At 66.7% G+C, this 23,223-nt stretch carries 17 protein-coding genes; 11 read left to right on the top strand and 6 right to left on the bottom strand.

Annotated elements, in window-relative coordinates:
* The first annotated feature begins 428 nt into the window (after window positions 1-428).
* The 9 genes from queF (at window position 429) to aceK (ending at window position 9,366) form a co-directional block, all read left to right on the top strand.
* Window positions 429-1,247, top strand: a complete 819-nt coding sequence (gene queF, locus ACVOJ1_RS11450) for an NADPH-dependent 7-cyano-7-deazaguanine reductase QueF (RefSeq protein ID WP_065181541.1) — start codon at window positions 429-431, stop codon at window positions 1,245-1,247.
* 288 nt (window positions 1,248-1,535) lie between these two features.
* Window positions 1,536-1,829, top strand: coding sequence for a LysM peptidoglycan-binding domain-containing protein (locus ACVOJ1_RS11455; protein WP_053515622.1), 294 nt, complete (start codon window positions 1,536-1,538; stop codon window positions 1,827-1,829).
* A 47-nt stretch (window positions 1,830-1,876) separates the two neighbouring features.
* The gene (locus ACVOJ1_RS11460) at window positions 1,877-2,383 is read left to right on the top strand and encodes a hypothetical protein (RefSeq protein ID WP_053515624.1); all 507 of its coding nucleotides are present in this window, start codon (window positions 1,877-1,879) and stop codon (window positions 2,381-2,383) included.
* Between the two features lie 296 nt (window positions 2,384-2,679).
* Window positions 2,680-4,902: an NADP-dependent isocitrate dehydrogenase gene (locus ACVOJ1_RS11465; RefSeq protein ID WP_065174392.1), complete on the top strand. Its 2,223-nt coding sequence runs from the start codon at window positions 2,680-2,682 to the stop codon at window positions 4,900-4,902.
* Between the two features lie 312 nt (window positions 4,903-5,214).
* A complete protein-coding gene (locus ACVOJ1_RS11470; RefSeq protein ID WP_197601421.1) occupies window positions 5,215-6,180 on the top strand; it encodes a hypothetical protein in 966 nt (321 codons plus the stop codon).
* A complete protein-coding gene (locus ACVOJ1_RS11475) occupies window positions 6,173-6,721 on the top strand; it encodes a GTP-binding protein (protein ID WP_346480448.1) in 549 nt (182 codons plus the stop codon). The genes ACVOJ1_RS11470 and ACVOJ1_RS11475 overlap by 8 nt, the downstream gene beginning before the upstream one ends.
* Window positions 6,714-7,130: a roadblock/LC7 domain-containing protein gene (locus ACVOJ1_RS11480; RefSeq protein ID WP_053515632.1), complete on the top strand. Its 417-nt coding sequence runs from the start codon at window positions 6,714-6,716 to the stop codon at window positions 7,128-7,130. The genes ACVOJ1_RS11475 and ACVOJ1_RS11480 overlap by 8 nt, the downstream gene beginning before the upstream one ends.
* Window positions 7,131-7,183: 53 nt before the next feature.
* Window positions 7,184-7,543: a hypothetical protein gene (locus ACVOJ1_RS11485; protein ID WP_111186564.1), complete on the top strand. Its 360-nt coding sequence runs from the start codon at window positions 7,184-7,186 to the stop codon at window positions 7,541-7,543.
* Between the two features lie 92 nt (window positions 7,544-7,635).
* The gene (aceK, locus tag ACVOJ1_RS11490; RefSeq protein ID WP_346480449.1) at window positions 7,636-9,366 is read left to right on the top strand and encodes a bifunctional isocitrate dehydrogenase kinase/phosphatase; all 1,731 of its coding nucleotides are present in this window, start codon (window positions 7,636-7,638) and stop codon (window positions 9,364-9,366) included.
* 17 nt (window positions 9,367-9,383) lie between these two features.
* Here aceK and ACVOJ1_RS11495 read toward each other — a convergent pair whose 3' ends face one another.
* The 3 genes from ACVOJ1_RS11495 to ACVOJ1_RS11505 all read right to left on the bottom strand — a co-directional run bounded on the left by ACVOJ1_RS11495 (window position 9,384) and on the right by ACVOJ1_RS11505 (window position 15,207).
* Complete coding sequence (locus tag ACVOJ1_RS11495) at window positions 9,384-10,958, bottom strand: sensor domain-containing diguanylate cyclase (protein ID WP_053515759.1); 1,575 nt, start codon at window positions 10,956-10,958, stop codon at window positions 9,384-9,386.
* A gap of 115 nt (window positions 10,959-11,073) precedes the next feature.
* The gene (locus tag ACVOJ1_RS11500) at window positions 11,074-12,090 is read right to left on the bottom strand and encodes a cupin-like domain-containing protein (protein WP_346480450.1); all 1,017 of its coding nucleotides are present in this window, start codon (window positions 12,088-12,090) and stop codon (window positions 11,074-11,076) included.
* A 123-nt stretch (window positions 12,091-12,213) separates the two neighbouring features.
* A complete protein-coding gene (locus tag ACVOJ1_RS11505) occupies window positions 12,214-15,207 on the bottom strand; it encodes a TonB-dependent receptor (RefSeq protein ID WP_111186563.1) in 2,994 nt (997 codons plus the stop codon).
* A 409-nt stretch (window positions 15,208-15,616) separates the two neighbouring features.
* Here ACVOJ1_RS11505 and ACVOJ1_RS11510 point away from each other — a divergent pair, with 409 nt between their 5' ends.
* Window positions 15,617-16,894, top strand: coding sequence for a sugar MFS transporter (locus ACVOJ1_RS11510; protein ID WP_111186562.1), 1,278 nt, complete (start codon window positions 15,617-15,619; stop codon window positions 16,892-16,894).
* A 20-nt stretch (window positions 16,895-16,914) separates the two neighbouring features.
* Here the strand turns inward: ACVOJ1_RS11510 and ACVOJ1_RS11515 are convergent, their stop codons facing one another.
* Window positions 16,915-17,922 carry a LacI family DNA-binding transcriptional regulator gene (locus tag ACVOJ1_RS11515; protein ID WP_346480451.1) on the bottom strand — a complete coding sequence of 336 codons (1,008 nt, stop codon included), beginning with the start codon at window positions 17,920-17,922 and terminating at the stop codon, window positions 16,915-16,917.
* A gap of 341 nt (window positions 17,923-18,263) precedes the next feature.
* On the opposite strand from ACVOJ1_RS11515, the gene ACVOJ1_RS11520 reads away from it, so the two are divergent.
* Window positions 18,264-20,795, top strand: a complete 2,532-nt coding sequence (locus tag ACVOJ1_RS11520; RefSeq protein ID WP_262101390.1) for a glycoside hydrolase family 3 protein — start codon at window positions 18,264-18,266, stop codon at window positions 20,793-20,795.
* Between the two features lie 79 nt (window positions 20,796-20,874).
* Here the strand turns inward: ACVOJ1_RS11520 and rho are convergent, their stop codons facing one another.
* Both rho and trxA read right to left on the bottom strand, forming a co-directional pair.
* Window positions 20,875-22,617, bottom strand: a complete 1,743-nt coding sequence (gene rho / locus ACVOJ1_RS11525; RefSeq protein ID WP_346480452.1) for a transcription termination factor Rho — start codon at window positions 22,615-22,617, stop codon at window positions 20,875-20,877.
* A 230-nt stretch (window positions 22,618-22,847) separates the two neighbouring features.
* Entirely contained in the window at window positions 22,848-23,177 is a 330-nt protein-coding gene (gene trxA / locus ACVOJ1_RS11530; RefSeq protein ID WP_025878607.1) for a thioredoxin, read from the bottom strand.
* Window positions 23,178-23,223: the final 46 nt, after the last annotated feature.

Here is a 23,223-nt window from a genome sequence, read left to right on the forward strand (position 1 = left end):
CCGTAAACCCGTCCATGGGGGCTCGATGGCGCCATCCATGGCGCCAACGGTCCTGCAGGCCCACACCGCCCCGGCCCCGACAGGTTCACGCGGCTGTTGGTAGGTGTCGACCTTGGTCGACACAGGCAGACATCGGGAATGTCTGAAGGATTGGCTTTTGATTTTGATTTTTCTGATCTTTCCCGTGGTGGTGGCTGCGTGCAGGGAACTGTCAGGGGCCGGGTGGGTAGGCGGGGCGGGGGTGTCCGCGGCATGGATGCCGCGGCCAAGCCCCCAAGGACGGGTTTACGGCGTCCCCCGACCCGTCTACCCACCCGGCCAAGCCGATAGACCGCCTTCCACGACCAACCGACAAAACCACCACGGAGGGGCTCCGCCGTTGGCCGGCCCGGCCGGAGGCCCAGCCGCGTCGCGATACAATGCGCACCATGAACACCCCCCAGGATTCCAGCCTCGGTCGCGAGGTCAGTTACCCGTCGCAGTACGATCCCGGCCTGCTGTTTCCCATCCCCCGCCGCGCCGCCCGCGCCGAGATCGGCCTCGATGACACCGCGCTGCCGTTCGTCGGCCATGATCGCTGGCATGCGTTCGAGCTGAGCTGGCTCGACCCGCGTGGCAAGCCGCAGGTGGCCGTTGCCACCGTGCAGGTGCCCTGCACCTCGCCGTGCCTGATCGAATCGAAGTCGTTCAAGCTGTACCTGAATTCCCTCAACAGCACCCGCATCGACAGTGCCGAGGCACTGCATGCGCGTCTTGTCGACGATCTGTCAGCCTGTGCCGGCGCACCCGTGCAGGTGGCGTTCGGCCTGCCCGAACTGCGCCCGGTACCGCTGGGCGAATCCATCGACGGCCTGGACCTGGAGATCGACTGCTACGGCCCCCCGCAGGCGGACTTCCTCTCGGCCGACGCTGCGCAGCCGGTGGAGGAGACGTTGGTCTCCGCGCTGCTGAAATCCAACTGCCCGGTTACCGGCCAGCCGGACTGGGCCACGGTCAGCCTGCGCTATCGGGGGCCGAAGATCGACCGGGCCGGCCTGCTGCGCTATCTGGTGAGCTACCGCGAGCACGCGGAATTCCACGAGCAGTGCGTGGAGCGGATCTTCAGCGAGGTCTCCGCGCGCTGCCGGCCGCAGTGGCTGGAAGTGGAAGCGCGCTACACGCGTCGCGGCGGCCTCGACATCAATCCATGGCGCGCCAGCCCCGGCATCGCGGCCCCGGCCGCGACCTACCGCGAGCTGCGCCAGTAACCGCCGCTGGCGGTTACGGTTGCGCGGGGCCACGCCCGGCGAGCGCAGCGGCCCCACCGATCCCCCGCAGGCGGGGGGGGTGCGCGCGGGGCCCCCCCGGGCGCGCGCCGCGGCCCCCGCCCCCGCCGCGGGCCATGGCCCGGCGCTACCGGTGGAGCAGCGGGCAGGGGGTGTCCATCTCCCGATTGTTCAGCCCCCCGGGGGGGCGGCTTCACATCTGCACCATCCCCATTTAACAACCGCCATGGCACCGTGCGAACCACGTAGTCATGCAGACGGGAGTTGTGGATGAGTACCGAGAAGAAAGCTGATTTCTCCGGCGTCAGCGCCAGCGTCGACAGTACCGCCCAGCAGGCACCGAAGGCGGACTTCTCCGGCGTCAGCGGCTCGGTGGACAGCACCGCCGAGGTGGTCAGCGGCGGCACCTACACCGTGCAGAAGGGGGACTCGCTGTCGAAGATCGCCAAGGCGCATCTTGGCGACGCCAATGCCTGGAAGAAGATCTTCGAAGCCAACCGGGACGTGCTCGATGACCCGGACAAGATTTTCCCTGGCCAGACCCTGAAACTGCCACCGAAGTAAGCCGGCCGCGCCCGCACGCCATCCGACAATCCTGGGAGGAACACCGAATGATCAAGACCACGCCGCTCCAGACCGCCCTGCTGACCGCCCTGTTGGGCAGCGTCGCCCTGGTGGGTTGCAAGAAGAAGGAAGAGTCGACCGACAGCAATGCAGCGCCCGCTGCCACCGCCCCGGCCGAAACGGCCCCGGCACCGATGACCGGCGCGCCGCCGCCGATGTCTGAGGCGGCAGTAGCCGTCTCCTCCGTCTCCGTCGGCAAGACGGCGGCAGCGGACAAGTCCGTCGCTCCGGCAGCACTGTTCGCGCCGAAGGACGATGTGATCGTGTCGGTCCGCACAGACGGTGCTGCCAACAACGTCAACGTCGGCGCCAAGCTGACCTTCCAGGACGGTCAGGTCGCCGGCGAGCAGAATGCCACGCTGAACACCAGCGGTGCCGAGACCACCAACATCACCTTCAAGAATGCCAATGGCTGGCCGGCCGGCAAGTACCGCGCCGAAGTCATGGTTGATGGTAAGGCGGCCGGAACGCCGCAGGAGTTCGAGGTCAAGTAAGTCCTGCCGACTCTCTCCCGGCAGGGCTCACGATGGACGCAGCCGCGAGGCTGCGTCTTTTTTTTGCGTGACACCCCCAGCCGGGTGAATCACTGCGTTGCAGTACCGGCGCGTATGGCGCGGCTTTGCCCCGCGCGGCTGAAAACGCGACAATGCAGGGGTTTCCCCTGCCGCGCGCCCACCCTGACGGCGACGGGGGAAAGCGTGGGGCCAGGCCCCGCGCGAGACACGGTTGCACGTGGTCCGGCGCTGCCGCCGGGCTTTCCCTGAGCACTGCTACAGAGTCCAAGTCCCCCATGTCCAAGATTCTCTACACGCTGACCGACGAAGCCCCGTTCCTGGCCACCCAGTCGCTGCTGCCGATCGTCGATGCCTACACCGCCACCGCTGGCATCGTGGTGGAAACCCGCGACATCTCGCTGTCCGGGCGCATTCTTTCGCAGTTCCCGGAACTGCTGGGTGAGGAGCAGAAGGTCAGTGACGACCTGGCCGAGCTGGGCCAGCTGGCGACCACGCCGGACGCCAACATCATCAAGCTGCCCAACATCTCCGCCTCGGTGCCGCAGCTGAAGGCGGCCATCAAGGAGCTGCAGGACCAGGGCTATCCGTTGCCGGACTACCCGGAAACGCCGGCCGACGACCAGCAGCGCGACTACAAGGCGCGCTACGACAAGGTCAAGGGCAGCGCGGTGAATCCGGTGCTGCGCGAAGGCAACTCCGACCGTCGCGCGCCGCTGTCGGTGAAGAACTATGCCCGCAAGCATCCGCATCGCATGGGCGCCTGGTCCGCCGATTCGAAGTCGCACGTCTCGCACATGGACGCGGGCGACTTCTATGGCAGCGAAAAGTCGGCAACCCTCGCCAACGCCGGCACCCTGAAGATCACCTTCCATGGCAATGACGGCAGCACCGTCGTGCTGAAGGAAAAGACCGCGGTCAAGGCCGGTGAGATCGTTGATGCCGCCGTGATGAGCCGCAAGGCGCTGGCTGCCTTCATCGACGCGCAGATCGCCGATGCCAAGAGCCAGGGCGTGCTGTTCTCGCTGCACCTGAAGGCGACCATGATGAAGGTCTCCGACCCGATCATGTTCGGCGTGGTCGTGGAAGAGTTCTACAAGGACGTGCTGGCCAAGCACGCCGACGCCATCCGGCAGGCCGGTTTCGATGCCAACAACGGCATCGGAGACCTGGTCGCGCGCCTGCCGTCGCTGCCGGAGGCCACCCGCGCCGCCATCGAAGCCGACCTGAAGGCCGAGTACGCGCAGCGCCCGGGCCTGGCGATGGTCAACTCGGACAAGGGCATCACCAACCTGCACGTGCCGAGCGACGTGATCGTCGACGCCTCGATGCCGGCGATGATCCGCGACTCCGGCAAGATGTGGAATGCCGAAGGCAAGCTGCAGGACACCAAGGCGGTCATCCCGGACCGCTGCTATGCCGGCGTCTACCAGGCCGTCATCGACGACTGCAAGGCGCACGGCGCCTTCGACCCGGCCACCATGGGCTCGGTGCCGAACGTCGGCCTGATGGCGCAGAAGGCCGAAGAGTACGGCTCGCACGACAAGACCTTCCAGATCGCCGCCGACGGCGTGGTCAAGGTCACCGATGACGCGGGCAGCGTGGTGTTCGAGCACGCGGTGGAGGCCGGTGACATCTGGCGCATGTGCCAGACCAAGGACGCCCCGATCCAGGACTGGGTCAAGCTGGCGGTCGAGCGCGCGCGCCTCAGCAGCACCCCCGCCGTGTTCTGGCTGGACGCTGCCCGCGCCCATGACGCGCAGGTCATTGCCAAGGTCGAGCAGTACCTGAAGAACCACGACACCGCCGGCCTGGACATCCGCATCCTGCCGCCGGTGGAAGCCACCGCGTTCTCGCTGGCCCGCATCCGCAAGGGCGAAGACACCATCTCGGTGACCGGCAACGTGCTGCGTGACTACCTGACCGACCTGTTCCCGATCATGGAGCTGGGCACCAGCGCCAAGATGCTGTCGATCGTGCCGTTGATGGCCGGTGGTGGCCTGTTCGAGACCGGTGCCGGCGGCTCGGCCCCCAAGCATGTACAGCAGTTCGTCGAAGAGGATTACCTGCGTTGGGATTCGCTCGGTGAGTTCCTGGCGCTGGCAGCGTCGCTGGAGCATCTGGGCAACCGCTACGACAATGCAGCAGCCCGTGTGCTGGCCAAGGCGCTGGACGAAGCCAACGGCCAGTTCCTGGACAACGACAAGTCGCCTTCGCGCAAGCTCGGTGGCATCGACAACCGTGGCAGCCACTTCTACATCGCGCTGTACTGGGCGCAGGCCCTGGCCGCGCAGGACGAGGACGCCGCACTGAAGGCACGCTTCGCCCCGCTGGCCAAGGCCCTGACCGACAACGAGCAGAAGATCGTCGAAGAGCTGATCGCAGTGCAGGGCAAGGCCGTGGACATCGGCGGCTACTACCGCCCGGACGTGGAAAAGGCCAGCAAGGCGATGCGCCCGAGCGCGACCTTCAACGCCGCGCTGGAGCAGCTGCGCGGTTGATCGATCCATCGCCGTTCGGTCGTGACCCCGGAACCCGCGCTTCGGCGCGGGTTTCTTTTTGGCTCCGGGGTCAGATCCCCTTTTGCCATGCAAAAGGGATCTGACCCCAAGCGATGAAAACGTGACTTCCGTCAGCTGTCGGAATGCCGTCAATACGGCATGAAACTTGCCCGCGATGGCCGTCGCAGAACCGATGCGTGCGTAGGCGCGGGCACTGTCAATCTGAGCGGTCGATCACGACGGATGCCGCGGGCGATGACCTAGCCTTGGCGACGCGAGATCGCCGGGGAGGCGGTCGCACGGGGAACACGGATGGCACGCGTGCTGGTAGTGGGAACCGATATCCAGGGAGAGCAGGCCCTGCTCAGGCGCCTGCGCATCGCTTCGGCCCTGCCTGACGGCCAGATCCGCCGCAGCCAGGATCTGGACGACTGTGATCTGCTGGTCATCCGCGATACGCCCGCATTGCGCAACGCGGCCCTGCGCATGCGCCAGCAGCGGCCCCGCCTGCAGTGCTGGATCGAAGATCCCGGTGGCCAGCTGCGCGACGGCGATGGCCAGCAGCGTGTGCTCGATGACGGCGCCATCGGCCGCGCACTGCGTGGCATGCAGCGCCCACCGGAACCCGTAATTCCACACGTGCCCGCGCCGATCCGCCTGGCCGATGGTGCACACGCGATCACCCGCCTGCTGCGCGAGCGCTTGCCACTGCGGCAGGGATACGCGCTGCTGGGGGATGCCGCTGCGCCCCTGCTGCTGCTGGACCTGGAGCAGGACCAGGCCATCGCACTGCACGAGCCCGTCGTGGCATTGGTCGAACGCCTTGCGCGGGGGTTCGAACAGCTCTGGCTCGATGCGCTGACAGCAGCGCAGCTGCAGGCCCAGGCGGCAGATCGCACCCGGCAGCCATTGCGCCCGTTGCTGTGGCAGTGGGCGCAGCGCAGCCCGCATTGGCAGGCCCTGGACGAGCGCCTGCGCGTCGCCTCGGTGAAACTGCTGCGCTGGCCTGACTTCCGCGTACTGGGCCACGATCACGATGGCTTCCGCCTGTGCTCGCTGCTGCTCAAGCGCGCCTGTACGGTGGACGAGTGTGCCGTGCTGCTCGACCTTCCGCAGGCTGCAGTACGCGATTTCGTGCACGCCGCTTATCTGTGTGGCTATGCGCAGCTGCAACCGGCGCCTGCGGCGACGGTGACGGTCATGCGCGGCACGGGCAACGACAATGGGCTGCTGGCCCGGCTGTGGCGCCACCTGCGCGGGAGCGAACGCAATGCGTGAGCACAAGGTGGTCGTGCTGGGTGGCATGGGCAGCGGCAAGTCGACGCTGGTGCGCAGCATCGCCGCCGGCACGGTAGTGGACACCGACGTCGCCAACAGCGATCGGCTTGGCGCCTACAAGGCATCGACCACGGTGGCGCTCGATTACGCCGACATCGATCTGCCCAATGGCGAGCGCCTCCGCCTGTACGGTACACCGGGTCAGCAACGTTTTGATTTCCTGTGGCCGATCCTGCTGCAGGGCGCGCGCGGCGCGGTGCTGCTGCTCGATGGCCGACGTGCCGGCGTGGCTGCCGAACTGGACGGCTACCTGCAGGTGCTGCGGCCGTTCGGACCGGCGCTGGCACTGGTGGTGGCGGTGACCCATCTGGACCAGGCACCGGCGGCCGCGATGGAACAGTGGGCAGCACATGCGCAGATCGACGGCCAACCGCTGCCGCTGCTGCCGCTGGATGCGCGCGACCGCGAACAGGGGCTGTTGCTGATGGATGTGCTGATGAGCGAGATCGAAGCGTACGCGCTGGTGACCGCGCATGGCTGACGGACAGGCCGCACTGCTGCCCGATGCACGCCAGCGCGAACGCCTGCAGCCGTTGCTGCAGGACCTGCAGCACCGGGTGGAAGGGGTGCGCACCGTGGTGCTGGCCAGTGTCGATGGCTTCGCGCTGGTCAGCGCCGGCGCCGAAGGGCGTGGTGAACGCCTGGCCGCGATGACCAGCGCAATGCTGGCGTTGGCGGCAGCAGTAGGGCGCGAGCTGGTCCTGGGAGACCTGCAGACGCTGATGCTGGAAGCCGCGGGCGGCAAGGTGCTGATGCTGGCCATTCACGGTGAAGGGCGTGTGCCGCTGCTGCTGATGGCAGCCTGCGACCAGCGCAGCGTGATCGGCCAGGTGCTGTGGCAGAGCAGGGAATGTGGCCAGGCGATCCTGGCCGAACTCGGCGGACCGTGAGCCCGGCCGCAGGGGAACGAGGGGCTCGAACCTACACCGACAAGGGGTGCAACGTGTCTGGATTGACTGAATCGTTGAATGCACTGATGGGTATCGATGGCGCGCAGGCCGTGGCGCTGGTCGACTATGAAAGCGGCATGCTGCTGGGCGAAGCCGGTGCGGGGATGGACATGGAAGTGGCGGCAGCCGGCAACACCGAAGTGATCCGCGCGAAGATGAAAACCGCAGCGTCGCTCAACCTCAACGACAGCATCGAGGACATCCTGATCTCGCTGGGCAGGGCGTACCACATCATGCGCCCGGTGGCCAGGAAGAAGGGCCTGTTCTTCTACATCGTGCTGGACCGTAGCAAATCCAATCTGGCATTGGCCCGGCGCAAGGTGCAGGAAGTGGAGGCCGAGCTGGCCATCTGAGCCGATGCCTGTTGGAGCCGGGCATGGCCCGGCTCTACCCATTCCACCCCACGCCGGCGTATGGTTGAGCCATCTTCTCCGGTGAGCCCTGCATGTCCACGCCTGACATCGCTGCCGAACTGGCGCCGCGCATCGCAGGCGCCATCCGCGATGGATTCGAGCAGTACCATGCCCGCTTCGCGGCGATCACCGCCCGCGCGCGGCAGCGCTTCGAGCAGCGCGACTGGAACGGTGCCCGCCAGGACGCCGTCGAGCGCATCGCCCTGTACGACCTGTGCATCGCCGAGCAGATGGATGCACTGCGCCGGCTTGCCGGCGAGGCGATCGGCGAGCGCTCGCTGTGGTTGCAGGTGCACGGCGCCTACAGCGCCCTGCTGCAGGGGCTGATCGACGCCGAGCTGTACAAGACGTTCTACAACACGCTGTCGCGGCGGTTGTTCGCCACTCGCGGCGTGGACCCGGCGGTGGAGTTCATCGCCTTCGATGTCGAGCCGTCCGATGCGATCACCCATCCGGTCGCCCGCCACACCTATGCGGTCTCACCGACGCGCCCGGTGGAGGCGCTGCAGCGGGTGCTGGCTGACTATCGCTTCGATGTTCCCTATGCGCACCAGCTGCGCTGTGCCGCCGCCATCGCCGTGCGCGTGCAGGATGATCTTGCGCACTGGGGCGATACGCCGGTACGCAGCATCGAACTGCTGGATACCGTGTTCTACCGCGAGCGTCGCGCCTATCTGGTAGGGCGCGTCTTCGGCGAGCATCGCTTCTCGCCCTGCGTGATCGCGCTGGTCAACGACGAACAGGGCCTGCGTGCCGATGCAGTGCTGACCCGTCGCCGCGATGTCGCCCACCTGTTCGGCGTGTCGCGCAGCTATTTCCAGGCCGACCTGGCCACCGTCGGCGACGCCGTGGTGTTCCTGCGCAGCCTGCTGCCGGGCAAGCCGATCGACGAAATCTACACCGTGCTGGGCCGTGCCAAGCAGGGCAAGACCGAGCGCTACCGCACCTTCTTCCGCCATTTCAATGAACATCCACACGAGCGCCTGGTCCACGCCGAAGGCACCCCCGGCATGGTCATGGCCGTGTTCACCCTGCCCAGCTATCCGCTGGTGTTCAAACTCATCCGCGATCGTTTCGCCTGGCCGAAGGCGATGTCACGGCAGCAGGTGGAAGAGAAGTACGCGCTGGTGTTCAACCTGGACCGTGTCGGCCGCCTGCTGGACGCGCAACCCTATCGGCACCTGCGCTTCCCGCGCGACCGCTTTGCGCCGGCGCTGCTTGACGAACTGCTGGGCCAGTGCGCGCAGAGCATCCGCGTCGATGGCGACGAAGTGGAAGTGGCGCTGTGCTACGTGCAGCGCCGTTTCCGCCCGTTGAACCTGTACCTGCGCGAGCAGGGCGCAGAGCCGGTGCGCGCTGCGGTGCTCGACTACGCGCAGGCGATCACCGACATGGCGCGCAACAACATTTTCCCCGGTGACATGCTGCCGAAGAATTTCGGTGTTTCACGTCACGGCCGCGCGGTCTTCTACGATTACGACGAACTGTGCCTCGTCAGCGACTGTGTGTTCCGTGCCTGGCCGCAGCCGAGCTCGCCGGAAGAGGCGATGGCCGACGAGCCCTGGTTCCACGTTGGCCCGCGCGATGTGTTCCCCGAACGCTTCGGCCCCTTCATGGGATTGCCGGCCGGCGAACTGGCGGCCGTGCGTGAGCACTATCGGCACCTGTTCGATCCCGGCTGGTGGCAGGCCCTGCAGGCCCGCTTCGCCAGTGGCGACTATCCGGACACGCCGCCCTATGCCGCCAGCCACCGGCTGGCGTAGCCCCGCGCGCCTGCGCTTCAGTCTGCGTGGGGGTAGACGATTACCCGGTTGCGCCCCTGTTCCTTGGCCAGGTACAGGGCCTTGTCGGCCAGGCGCAGGGCCTGCTCGGCATCGGCATGGAAGCTGGGGAAATGGGCCACGCCCAGCGACACCGTGATCGTGCCGACCGGTGCGAAGGGGTGATCGGCGATGTGCTGGCGCAGGCGCTCGGCGGCCTGGCGCGCAGGCTCGGTACCGATACCCGGCAACAGCAGCAGGAACTCCTCGCCGCCAGCGCGGCACAACAGATCGCTCTCGCGCGAGTGGCGGCGCATCTGCTCGGCGATATGGACGATGACGGCATCACCGACGTCATGCCCATGGCCGTCGTTGATCGATTTGAAGCGATCGATGTCCAGCGCCAGGATCGCGAAGGGAATGCCCTGCGCCTGCAGCGCATCCAGCGCATGCTGCAGCCCGCGACGATTCAACAGACCGGTCATCGGATCGGTGCGGCTGGCGCGGTTGAGCGTGCCGATCCGGTCCTGCAGTGCGTTGAAACTGTGCAGCACCGCATGCTTGAGCTGGGCAACCTCGAAGTACCAGGCGCGGATGCCGTTGACATGGCTGATCGCGTTGCCGGTGTCCTCGCCGGCCTGCACGTTGCGCGCCAGCTGCCACAGCGGCAGCGAAATGCGCCGGGCGAACCACCAGGTGATCACCAGTGACAACACACCCAGCGGGATCGCGTTCCAGATCACCGCCGACATCAGCCGCGACAGTGGCTGCAGGGTGGCTTCGGTGGGCCGCTGGGCGACGATGCCCCAGCCGGTGACAGCGACCGGGGCATAGCCGGCCAGCATCGATACACCGCGGTTGTTGCGTACCTGCTGCGCTCCCCGCTCACCGTGGATCACCGCCGTCACCGCCGGATTGCCGACCACATAGTCGCCCACCCGCTCGCCTTCGACGTGGTACAGCAGGCGGCCATGGCGGTCGACCACATACAGATACGAGCCGTCGCGATAGTAATGCGTACCCAGCAGCGTATGCAGCGCGCTGCGCTGGCGCAGGTACAGGGTGCCGCTGATATAGCCGCGGTAGCGGCCCTGGCCGTCGAAAATCGGATGCGACAGTGAGACCAGCAGCTTGCCGGTGGCCGACTGGTAGGGATCGCTGATCATCGGCTGACGGGAGGCCAGTGCCGCATTGTTGCCCGCGCTGTGCAGGATCTCGCCCTGGAGCTGCAGCGTCTGGGGCGAGGTGGCGATCACCAGGCCATCGGCATCCACGACCAGCGAGGAGTTGAAGCTGCTCGACTGCAGCTGCAGGCGGCTGGCTTCGCCCTGCGCCTGGCGCGGATCCATGTCCGCCTCGCCCAGCCGGGTCGCGCTGTAGGCCAACTGCTGCTGGGCGGACAGCAGGAAGTTCTGGGTCGTCTCGGCCAGCTTGCTGGCATAGACGCGGTTGGCCTCCAGCGTGTTGCCGACCAGCTGGTCGCGTTGCACGCGGTAGCTGGCCAGCAGTGTATTGGCCAGGGCGATGATGGCGCTGAGCAGGGCGAGGGCCAGGATCAGCTTGCCCAGGTTGAGGCGGGGCGAAATCAGGCGCATGCGGAGCAGGATGGGGCGGGGGGGACCGCAATGCGGGCAGGCGCAGGCGGAATGCAGGCAGCATTATCGCCAGAAACGGCGTCGGCGCGGGTGAAGCCCGGCGCGACCGGCGGCCTCAGCGCTGCAGGCGGCGCAGCAGGGTCTGGCGCACGTGCGCGGCCGCTGCCGCGTCGAGCGTTCCCAGCACACCCTGCGCCTGCATCGGTATGTGTGCGGTCGCCGCCTCGCTGTCGGCGAACACATAGTGGTCGAACATCGCGCGCCACTGCGCGCGCTGTGCCGCGGGCAATCCGCGCAGGGCCAGGATCGACAGCATCAGGGCATTCATCGGCGAGTCCATCCAGGCCGGCACCGGCCGCCACCAGGTGTTGACCAGCACATTGAATCTTTCCAGACCTTCCATGTGGTGCCACCACAGTGAAGGGATGAAGACCGCATCGCCCGGTTCAAGTTCGGCCACCAGCGCCTGCTGCAGCGCCTGCGGGAAGCGCGGAAAGCGATCAAGGTCAGGTGCGTGGAAATCGACCAGGCTGATCGCCTGCCCAGCGGGAGTGAAGTCGAGCGGGCCGATGTACAGGTTGTCGATCTGGTCCGGTGGGAACAGCGTCACCCGGCGGCGCCCGGCCGCCACGCATGCCAGGTTGTCCGGTACGTCCTGATGGGCGGCAATGCGCGAGCGGTTGCCGATCCAGATGCTGCTGAGAGGTTCGTCCACGCCCAGCTGCAGCGGATTGGCCCGGGTGAAGCCGGGCAGAAAGCTGTCCAGCGTCGTCGATGCCACGTAGATCGACGGCGGCGCCGGATCGGTGGCGTACTTCAGCAGCGTGGCCAGCACCACTTTCAACGGTACCTGCTCGCGGCGGAAGTTGAAGCCGCTCATGTCCGCGTTGTAGAACAGCCGGCCGCCGGCGTCGGGTGCTGCCGTGGTCGCGGTCACCGGCATCTGCCCGTGGTCGAACGCGGCCAGGTGCGCAACCGCCTCCGCAGGCGAGCGGCGCGCGGCCGCGACCAGGGGCCAGTGCGCGACCAGCCCGCGGATCACCTTCGGCGTGGTCCAGGTGTGCAGCCGGGCCGGCAGCTCATCCGGGTCCAGGTCCCGCACGTCATCGATGGGTCGGGGGTGGGGCAGCATGCGTGGACATCCTGGTCGTGATGGAGGGCCGGGCCCGTGCCCGGCGGCCTTGGGTCCGCGCATCATGCACCCGTGCGGCGTGGGCCGGGCATGAACCCGGCTCCACGAGCCCTCCGCCGCCGGTCAGAACTTGTAGCGGACGCCGAACATGTAGCGCGGACCGGTCTGGGTGGCATAACGCAGCATGTTGGTGTGCCGCGAATAGGTGCGCATGGTCTCGTCGGTCAGGTTGATTGCTTCCAGGCTCAGCGTCAGCTGTTCGCTGACCGCGTAGCTGATGTTGAGATCGAGCTGACCGTACGCGGCAGTGTAGTTCGGGTTCGGGCCCTGGCCACCGATGCCGTTTAGGAACTTGTCGCGCCAGTTGTAGGCCGCGCGGATCTGCCAGGCGTTCTTGTCGTAGAACGCGACCACGTTGGCCGAATCGCTCAGGCCGATCATCGGGTACTGGTCGCCCAGGCTGAGGTTGTTGAACGTCAGCCCCGACTTCACCTTGGTGTAGTTCGCGGCCACGCCGAAGCCGGACTGGCCGAACAGGTGCTGCACCGCCACTTCCCAGCCGTCGAGGTGATCCGAGTGCTGGTTGGCCGGTACCGTGATGTCGAAACCGGCCACCGGGTCGTTGGGCTGGCCGACGATGGTGCCGGTCATCTGCCCGGCCGAATTGCGCCCGGTATAGGTCACGCCAGGATCCCCGGCATGGTTGGTGAAGATGTAGTCGCGGATGCAGGGCATGTCGGTGGTGCCGCAGCCCGATGCCAGTGCCTCGTTCCAGTACGCGCCACCGACCGGCGTATGCAGGGTGCCGGCGTTCTCGCGCACGATGGTGTCGCTGATGAAGTTCTTGATGTTCTTGCGGAAGAAGCCCACGGAGGCATAGCTGGCCTCGCCGTAGTACCACTCCAGCGACAGATCGAAGTTGTCCGAGATCAGCGGCTCCAGACCCGGATTGCCGCGGGTGCCGGTGCCGCCCTGGGTGCGCACGATGTCGGCCAGCGACTGACCGCTCTGGATCTGCGTCCAGCTCGGCCGGCCCAGGGTGCGGCTGTAGCTGCCGCGCAGCGCCAGCGTCTCGGCCAGGTCCAGTTTCAGATCAACGTTCGGCAGCACGTAGTCGTACTTGCCCTTGCCACCGACGAAGCCGCGATCGGCGGCGTAGTCGATGTTGAACTCGTTGGCCGAACTCCAGCTGATGCCGGTCGGTACGCGCACCAGCGCATTCGACTCCACCTCGGTCTGCTCGTAGCGCGCGCCGACGGCCACGTGCAGTGGCATCGACCAATCCAACGTGGTGCGGTACTGCAGGTAGGCACTCTTCGACTTCTCGGTGGTGCGGATGTCCTCGGAGTACTCCGTCGGTGCGTAGTAGCAGCTCGGGCAGGCCGGATCGGAATCGGTGCCGACCTGGGCCGCGCGATCGATCAGGCGGTCGAAGTCGAACACCAGGAACTGGCCGGTCAGGCGCGGATCGTTGTGGCCGGAGAATGCCTTGAAGTACTTGCCCATGTTGTCGGCGTACCAGATGTCATCGGCGTAGTCGGCCGGAGAGCCCAGACCGCCCCAGCTGTTGCGCTGCATGATGGCCGAGGCAGAGCGGTTCTCCACCTGGGTGTGGCCCACGCCGAAGTCCAGCGCCGAATAGTCGGCGAAGCGGAACGTGCCGCGGCCCTGGTACTGCTGCACCTTGGACTTGTTGTAGCTGTTCTGGAACACCGAGCCGGTGACCAGTGCGTCGGAGGCCTGCACGCCGCCCGGCGGCAGTGCGATGTTGATGATCGGCAGGTCGCCGCTGTAGTCGACGGTGGTGGTGCCACGCACGAAGGCGGCCACGCCGAGCACGCCCGCCGAGCCATAGGGACTGTCCGGCCGCGATTCCGACTCGGCGTTGTGCACATCGAAGGACAGGTCCAGCGCGTCGTTCACTTCCCAGTCGACGTTGAAGCCCAGCGAGTGCATGTCGGTCTTGGTGGCCAGTTTGGCGCCGCCCATCGACACGTCCGAATTGGTCATGTCCTCGCTGTAGATGATCGGCGCGGACACCGGGCCGTTGGTCCAGATGCTGTCGCCCGGACCATAGTTGAACCAGACCGACAGCTCGCTGCGCTGCTGCTGCACCTTGTTCTCGACATAGGTGTAGTCCAGCGTGGTGGTGACATTATCGGCCGGCTTCCACTGGAACGTCGCCTGCGCGTTGGTGCGCTGCCGCTGCACGCCATTGACGTTGTAGGCGGTGTTCTGCGGACGTGCGTAGACGTCGTCGGGGCCGGGGCGGTTGGTGATGCGGTCGGAATACCCCTGGCCCGGCAGCGGCAGTGCCCGCCAGTCCGCGCTCTCGTCGCCCTTGAACGTGGCCCAGCCCTCGGCCACGGTGGCCTGGTTGAAGCCGGAATCACGTTCCTGGTGGCTGGCGCTGAACGTCACGCCGAAGCGATCGTCGGCGTAGCGCTGGCTGAAGATGCCCGAGAGCTCACCGGTGACGTTGGAGCCGCGCAGGGTCCGCGGCAGGTTGTCGTTGGACGAATCGTTGACCGCCTTCAGACCAAGGCTGATCACTGGTTCGGACTCCAGCGGCCGCAGTGTCTTGATGTTGATGGTGGCACCGATGCCACCGGCAGGATTGTCGGCGCGGCTGGTCTTGTATACCTCCACCGCAGAGATCGACTCGGAAGCGAGGTTGGCGAAGTCGAACGAGCGCGAGCCGGACAGGCCACCGCCGCCGTTGCCCAGATTCGACGCCGGCATCTGCCGCCCGTTCAGCAGCACCAGGTTGTAGTCCGGACCAATGCCGCGCACGGTCACCTTGGACCCTTCGCCGCTGGAAGTGCGGTCGATGGAAACGCCGCTGATGCGCTGCAATGATTCGGCCAGGTTGGTGTCCGGGAACTTGCCGATGTCCTCGGCGACGATGCCGTCAACCACGCCCTGGCTGTCGCGCTTGAGGTTCATCGATGAGGTCAGGCTGCCGCGGATACCGGTGACCTGCACCGCATCGAGCGTGGTCGGATCGACTGGTTCGTTGGTGCCGGGTGCGTCCTGTGCCCATGCCGGGGCGGCCAGCGCAGCCAGCAGCGCGGAAGTGAGCATCGTCTTGCGAGGTACTGCCTTGTACGTCTTCATGGAAGCTCCCTCCCCAGGGAATTCGGTAATGGCGATCCTGCTTCGTTCAATCACGGACTACTGCATGTGGCCCGGATTGGAGCGACGCTTGACAGCGTTGTCAACAAACTGCCATGAAGTGCGCCGCGTCGGCGGTCGCAAGGCGCGCTGTGAAATCGTTGCCAGAACCTCGTCGCTTCGGAAACAACGCCTTGTGCGACGGCATCTGCAGCGGTTTTGCAGGGATGACAGCGCTGCCAACACGAGGGCAGGAAAGTGTTGTGCGGTGCAGAACAAAACTGCGCGGATCAGCTTTCAGCCCGCACGGGTCAGGGCATTCGTCGGACTGACAGCGCTGGACAATCACAATGGCTGCAAATGTCACGCATGACCGCAGGATGGCTTCGATCACTGACTGGAAGGACAAGCAATGGACACAGCAACGACCATTCGAGGACATCACGTGCAGGGGACCACCCGCGCACTGGCGGTGGTCACCGCCATCTTCTTCATGTGGGGCTTCCTGACCTGCCTCAACGACATCCTCATTCCGCACCTGAAAGCGGCGTTCGCGCTGAGCTGGGTGCAGGCGATGCTCATCCAGTTCACCTTCTTCGGCGCCTACTTCCTGATGTCGCTGCCTGCTGGCCGGCTGGTGGCTGCGGTGGGATACAAGCGCGGCATCGTCGCCGGGCTGGCCATTGCAGGCGTCGGCTCGCTGCTGTTCTGGCCGGCTGCGGCCGCCCATGTCTATGGGCTGTTCCTGGCAGCGTTGTTCGTGCTGGCCACCGGCATCACCGTGCTGCAGGTGGCAGCCAACCCCTACGTGGCATTGCTGGGCGAGGAGCGCACCAGCTCCAGCCGGTTGACCCTGGCGCAATCGATGAACTCGCTGGGCACCACGCTGGCACCGTTGTTCGGTGGCCTGCTGATCCTGTCGGCGCAGCCGCGCAGCGAGGAGCAGCTGGCGCTGTTGCCGCAGGCCGAAGCACTGGCCTACCGTGCAGCCGAAGCGCAATCGGTGCAGCTGCCGTACTTCGGCCTGGCCGTGGTCCTGTTCCTGCTGGCGGCAGCGATCTGGATGTTCCGTCTTCCCACCATTCCCGGCGTGGAGAAACGCACCGGCGCGCGAAGCCGGCCGTGGGACGTCCTGCGCCACCGCCATGTGCGACTGGGTGTGCTGGCCATCTTCTGCTACGTGGGCGCGGAAGTTTCCATCGGCAGCGTGCTGGTCAACTTCCTGTCCTCGCCGGGCATCGGCCAGGGCATGACCGAGCAGGAGGCCACCGGTTATGTCTCGCTCTATTGGGGCGGTGCGCTGGTCGGGCGCCTGCTTGGCGCGGCGCTGCTGGCGCGGTTGGATGCGCGCTGGCTGCTCGGTCTTTTCGCGCTCGCGGTGGTGCTGCTGCTCGGCATCACCGTCTCCACCACGGGTGGCCTGGCCAAGTGGGCGGTGGTGAGCATCGGACTGTTCAACTCCATCATGTTTCCGACCATCTTCGCGCTGGCGATCACCCGCCTTGGAGCTCTCACCGGACAGGCTTCAAGCCTGTTGGTGATGGCGATCGTCGGCGGTGCGGTCATCCCGCTGGCCATGGGCTGGCTTGCCGACAATCATGGCCTGCAGCTGTCGTTCCTGCTGCCGGCGCTGTGTTATCTCTACATTGCCTTCTATGCATGGAAGGGTTCGCGGCTGCCTGCCGCGTGAGCCGCAGGTTCGCCGCTGGCTCAACGTCGCCGTGGTGCGGCGGTCGACTCGCGTTCGAGTACCGCGTGCTCGACCGTGATCATGCGGCCAGCGGCTTCGGCACGGATGTGCTCGATCAGCTGTTCGGTGGCCAGCCGCCCCATGTGCGAGATCGGTTGGCGCACGGTGGTGAGTGCAGGGTAGATGTGCCCTGCGATCGGGGTGTCGTCGAACCCGCACACCGAAAGGTCGCGCGGCACGCGAAGGCCGCGTTCGCCCGCGACGCGATACACGGCCGCGGCCATGTCGTCGTTGGCGGCGAAGATTGCCGTGGGAGGCTCATCCATGTCGAGCAGCAGGTTGGCTGCGTCCACGCCGGACTCGAACGAGAACTGGCCGTTGACCACCAGCGCCGGATCGTAGGCGATACCTGCCTGCCGCAGGGCCTGGCGGTAACCGGCGTAGCGCCACTGGCAGGCACCATGCGCGCGCGGCCCCTTGATGTGGGCAATGCGGCGGTGGCCCTGCGCGACCAGGTGACCGATCAGCTCGACCACCGCAGTGGTTTCATCCATGCGCACGCCGATGCGTCCCTCCGGGTGTCGCGGGGCGATGCAGGCGAAGGGAATGTCATGCTCTTCCAGGTACGACAGCACTACTTCGTCGTCGGTCAGCGGCGGGATCAGCACCACGCCATCCGGACGCGAGTTCTCGAACAGCGCGGTCATGTCGGGCAGGGTACGCCGGCCAGTGCCCACCGGGCCGAGGATCAGGTTGTAGTGCTGTGCGTGGCAGGCCTCGAGCATGCCGTTCTGGATTTCCATCAGGTAGTTGCGCGAAGGATTGTTGTAGACCAGTGCCAGCGCGTACGAGCGCTGTCCGGCCAGGCTGCGCGCGGAGAGATTGGGCTTGTAGCCCAGGCGCGCCACGGCCGCCAGCACCCGTTCGCGGGTCTGCTCGCGCACGTTCGGCTCGCGGTTGAGCACGCGGGACACCGTCTTGATCGATACCCCGGCAACGGCGGCGACATCCTCGATTCGACTGCGCATGATGCGGTGGATCCTCCTGGAAGGCGGCGGCGACGCGCCGATGGTAGTGCGTACCTGCGATGTCGGTGTTGCCGGAGCAGGCGGATGGTGCCACGACGCGAGGGGGACTGGCACGTCCTGAATTCTTGTCGCGTCGCAACACCCACCGCCGCGGGCCGTGTGCTGCGTCGGCCGCAAAGCCCGCCGTTACGCGATTGCCGCCACAGGATGTGCGATCGCTCATTGACACGATGCAGGCAGGCTTATATGACAGCGCTGTCAGGACAGGCGTCCGATCGCCCATACCGACGTGCCGCTGCAGTCCCGCACGCCAGGAACGTCATCCACGGAGGTAGTACCCAGTGAAGCGCCCCACCCAGACCCTTCTTTCCGGCTGTCTGCTGGCCGCCCTGGCCGCATCGGCGGGTGCCGCGCCGTCCACGGGCGAACGCCTGCAGGACTGGCCGCGCGTCCACAGCGTGATCGCTGCAGATGCGGATATCGAAAGGCGCGTGCAGGAGATCCTTGCGCAGATGACGCTGGCGCAGAAGATCGGGCAGATGACCCAGGCCGAGATCAAGACCATCACGCCGGACGAGGTGCGCCGCTACTACATCGGCTCGGTCCTCAATGGCGGTGGCTCCTGGCCGGGCATGGACAAGCACGCCAGCGTGCAGGACTGGCTGCAGCTGGCCGATGCCTACCACGCTGCATCGCTGGCAACCGATGCGAAGACGCCGGTGCCGGTCATCTGGGGCACCGATGCGGTGCACGGCCACAACAACGTGCTGGGTGCGACCCTGTTCCCGCACAACATCGGCCTGGGCGCGGCCGGCGATGCCGAACTGATCGAACGCATCGGCGAGGCGACCGCGCGCTCGGTGCGCGCCACCGGCATCGGCTGGGTGTTCGCACCCACCCTGGCCGTGGCCCATGACCCTCGCTGGGGCCGCACCTATGAGAGCTATACGTCCGACCCGGCGGTGATCCGCAGCTACGCCCACGCCTACGTGAAGGGAGCACAGGGCACCTTCAAGGACGACGGCAACGTGGTCACCACCGCCAAGCACTACCTGGGCGATGGTGCCACCGACAACGGCCGCGACCAGGGTGAGGCGCTGGTCGACAAGAACACCATGATCAACGTCCACGCGCAGGGCTACTATGGTGCGCTCGCCGAGGGGGCGCAGACGGTGATGGCCTCGTTCAACAGCTGGAACGACCGCGCCGCAGGCGTGGACTACGGCAAGATGCACGGCAGCAAGGCGCTGCTGACCGATGCGTTGAAGGACAAGATGGGTTTTGATGGCTTCGTCGTCTCCGACTGGAACGGCATCGCGCAGGTGCCGGGCTGCCGCAACGACAGCTGTGCGCAGGCCATCAATGCCGGCATCGACATGGTGATGGTGCCCGACGACTGGAAAGCGTTCATCGCCAACACCACCGCGCAGGTCAAGAGCGGTGAGATTCCGCTGACGCGCATCGACGATGCGGTCGCCCGCATCCTGCGGGTGAAGCTGCGCGCGGGCCTGTTCGACCACAAGCCGTCCGACAGCCGCTACGCCGGCGATGCCAGTGCCGTGCAGCACCGTGACCTGGCCCGGCGTGCCGTGCGCGAATCGCTGGTGCTGCTGAAGAATGAAGGCAAGGTGCTGCCGCTGCGCCGCGATGCACGGGTGCTGGTGGTCGGCAAGAGCGCCGACAGCATCGGCGACCAGTCCGGTGGCTGGTCGCTGACCTGGCAGGGCACCGAGAACAGGAATTCCGATTTTCCCAACGCCGATTCCGTGCTGGGCGCGCTGCGCGCCGAACTGGGTGCGGACAAGGTCAGCTTCAGCGCCGATGGCCAAGGCGTCGATCCGAAGGCTTTCGATGTGGTGCTGGCGGTGATCGGTGAGACGCCCTATGCGGAAACCAACGGCGATATTCTCGCTTCGGATACCGTCAGCCACAGCCGGGCCTACCCGCAGGACCTGGCCGCGCTGAAGGCCGCAGCTGCAACCGGCAAGCCGGTGGTGACCGTCTACCTGTCCGGTCGCCCGATGTATGTCAACGACCTGCTCAATCTGTCCAGCGCCTTCGTCGCCGCCTGGCTGCCGGGCACCGAAGGCAAGGGCGTGACTGATGTGCTGGTGGCGGGCAAGGGCGGCAAGCCGGCACACGACTTCCGTGGACGCCTCAGCTTCCCGTGGCCGGGCGTTCCGTGCCCGGCACCGATCGACCAGCCCGACGCGAAGAAGCCGGCGCTGTTCGCGCTTGGCTATGGCCTCAGCTACGCCAAGGGCGGCAAGGTCGCCAGGCTCGAGGAAGCTGACCCGGACAGCTGCGGCGAAGTCACCGTGCTGCCGATCTTCAACCGCGCCGACACGCCGCCATTCGCCCTGCACGTTGCCGCCGCGGGAGCGACCCAACCGCTTGGCAATGATCTGAACGCTACGCTGCGCTGGCCCACCGCCAAGCCGGTGGTGCAGGTGCGCACCGTGCAGGTGAACACCCAGCAGGACGCCAAGGAGGTGACCTGGCGGGCCCCGGCGCAGCTGATCGCACGCAGCACCTCGCGCCGCAATCTCGGCGCACTGGCGCGCAGCAACGGCGCGCTGCAGTTCGATGTGCAGCTGGTGAAGCGCCCGGCATCGCCGGTGAAGGTGACCATGCAGTGTGGCAGCGGCTGTGAGGGTGGGGTGGACATCGCCCCGCAGCTGGTCGCGCTGGCGCCCGGGCAGAAGCAGACGGTGACCGTGCCATTGGCCTGCTTTGCAAAGCGCGGCGTGGACCTGGGCGCGGTGGAAGCCCCGTTCGTGGTCAGCGCCGACGCGCCGTTCGCCGCGGCATTCACCCAGGTCAGGTTGACGGCCAACACGGCCACCGCCGAGGGCGCGGTGGCCTGCCCGTAACCGAAGGCAGCGCCGGGCCATGCCCGGCGAATGCGCCGTTCCCGAGCAAAAAAAAGCCCCGCAGTGCGGGGCTTTCTTCTTATCGCTTCATCGAACCGAAGAACTCGTCGTTGGACTTGGTGTTCTTCATCTTGTCCAGCAGGAATTCCATCGCGGCCATTTCATCCATCGGATGCAGCAGCTTGCGCAGGATCCAGATCTTCTGCAGCAGTTCCGGCTCGATCAGCAGGTCTTCGCGGCGGGTGCCGGAGCGGTTGATGTCGATGGCCGGGAACACGCGCTTCTCGGCGATGCGGCGGCTCAGGTGCACTTCGCTGTTGCCGGTGCCCTTGAACTCTTCGTAGATCACCTCGTCCATCTTCGAGCCGGTGTCGACCAGCGCGGTGGCGATGATGGTCAGGCTGCCGCCTTCTTCAACGTTGCGCGCGGCACCGAAGAAGCGCTTCGGGCGGTGCAGGGCGTTGGCGTCCACACCACCGGTCAGCACCTTGCCCGAGCTCGGCACGACGTTGTTGTAGGCGCGCGCCAGGCGGGTGATCGAGTCCAGCAGGATCACCACGTCCTTCTTGTGCTCGACCAGGCGCTTGGCGCGCTCGATCACCATTTCGGCGACCTGCACGTGGCGTGCGGCCGGCTCGTCGAAGGTCGAGCTGATGACCTCGCCGCGCACGGTGCGCTGCATTTCGGTCACTTCTTCCGGGCGCTCGTCGATCAGCAGCACGATCAGGTGCACGTCCGGATGATTGGTGGTGATCGCGGTGGCGACCTGCTGCATCATCATCGTCTTGCCCGCCTTCGGCTGGGAGACGATCAGCGAGCGCTGACCCTTGCCCTGCGGGGCCATCAGGTCGAGGATGCGGCCGGTGATGTCTTCCGACGAACCGTTGCCGCGCTCCAGGGTGAAGCGGCGACGCGGGAACAGCGGGGTCAGGTTCTCGAACAGCACCTTGTTCTTCGACGCTTCCAGCGGCTCACCGTTGATGGTGTCCACGATCGACAGCGCGAAGTAGCGCTCGCCGTCCTTCGGGAAGCGGATGCGGCCGGACAGGTGGTCGCCGGTACGCAGGTTGAAACGGCGGATCTGGCTGGGCGAAATGTAGGTGTCGTCCGGGCCGGCCAGGTAGCTGGCTTCGGCCGCGCGCAGGAAGCCGAAGCCGTCCGGCAGGATCTCCAGCACGCCATCGGCGGCAACGCCGTCGCCGTGGCGGGTCAGCACCTTCAGCAGGGCGAAGATCACATCCTGCTTGCGGGCACGCGCCACGCCTTCGGAGATCTGCAGCTGTTCGGCGATTTCCAGCAGCTTCTGTGCCGGCATGCGCTTGAGATCGCTCAGCGAATAGACCGGGAAGCCTTCCGGCACCGTCGGCTGCACGCGCGGCACGAAGGCCTGCTGCTCGCCGCCCTCGTTGGGCATGCCGTCATCGCGGAAGCGGTTGTTGCGGTCGCGGTCGCGGCGGTTGCGGAAACGGTCACGGCGGTTGCCCTGGCCCTGGCCCTGCTGGCCCTGCTGGCCATTCTGGTTGTGCGGATGCTGGCCGCCACCCTGAGGGTTCTGCTGCCGCGGCTGGCCGGATTCGCGACCCTCACCGCCTTCACCGCCGCCACTGCTGGCAGGGGCCTCGGCGGCGGGCGCGCTCGGCGCGGGAGCGGCTGCGGCCGGCGCCGGTGCTTCGGGCGCGGCGGCCAGCGGCAGGGTCGGCTGCGCGGGGGGCGCGCTGGTTTCGGCGGCGGCCGGTGCGGCAGCCTTGGTCACGCGGGCCTTGCGCACGCGCTTTTCGGCGGGCGCTTCTGCGCTGCCGGTTTCGGGAGTGTTATCGGACAAGAGCGTTATTCCTCGCTTGAAGGTGCGAGCGCCCGGCTGGGGCGGCGAACGTTGGGGATGGGTCTGGAAGAAACTGCGTCCAGAAGGTGCGGCACGCGAACGCGGCCGGATGTGCCGACACTATCATCGGCCCGCGGCGCCGTGCAAGGGTCGCCGGGAACAGCATTCATGCAGGCGCGGTCCGCGCCTGCCGGCAGCCGCACCGGGCGGCTGCCGGAGTCGTTACAGGGTCAGGCCAGGGCCTTGTCCAGCAGGCCGGCCAGCTGGGCCTTGCCCACCGCGCCGATCTGCTCGCCGACCTTCTCGCCATCCTTGAACACGACCAGGTACGGGATCGAACGCACGTGGTACTTGGCGGCCAGCGCACGATTGTTGTCGACGTTGACCTTGGCGATCTTGGCGCGGCCCTGGTAGGCATCGGCCAGCTCGTCCAGCGCGGGGGCGATCATCTTGCACGGGCCACACCACTCGGCCCAGAAATCGACCAGCACCGGTTCCTTGGAATTCAGCACGGCGCTATCAAAGTCGGCATCGCCGACGTGTACAACCTTGTCGCTCATCTTGGTTTCTCGTCTTGGATTGCACCCGGCCAGGCCGGAGGTGGGT

It is taken from the genome of Stenotrophomonas sp. STEN225, assembly GCF_056756445.1.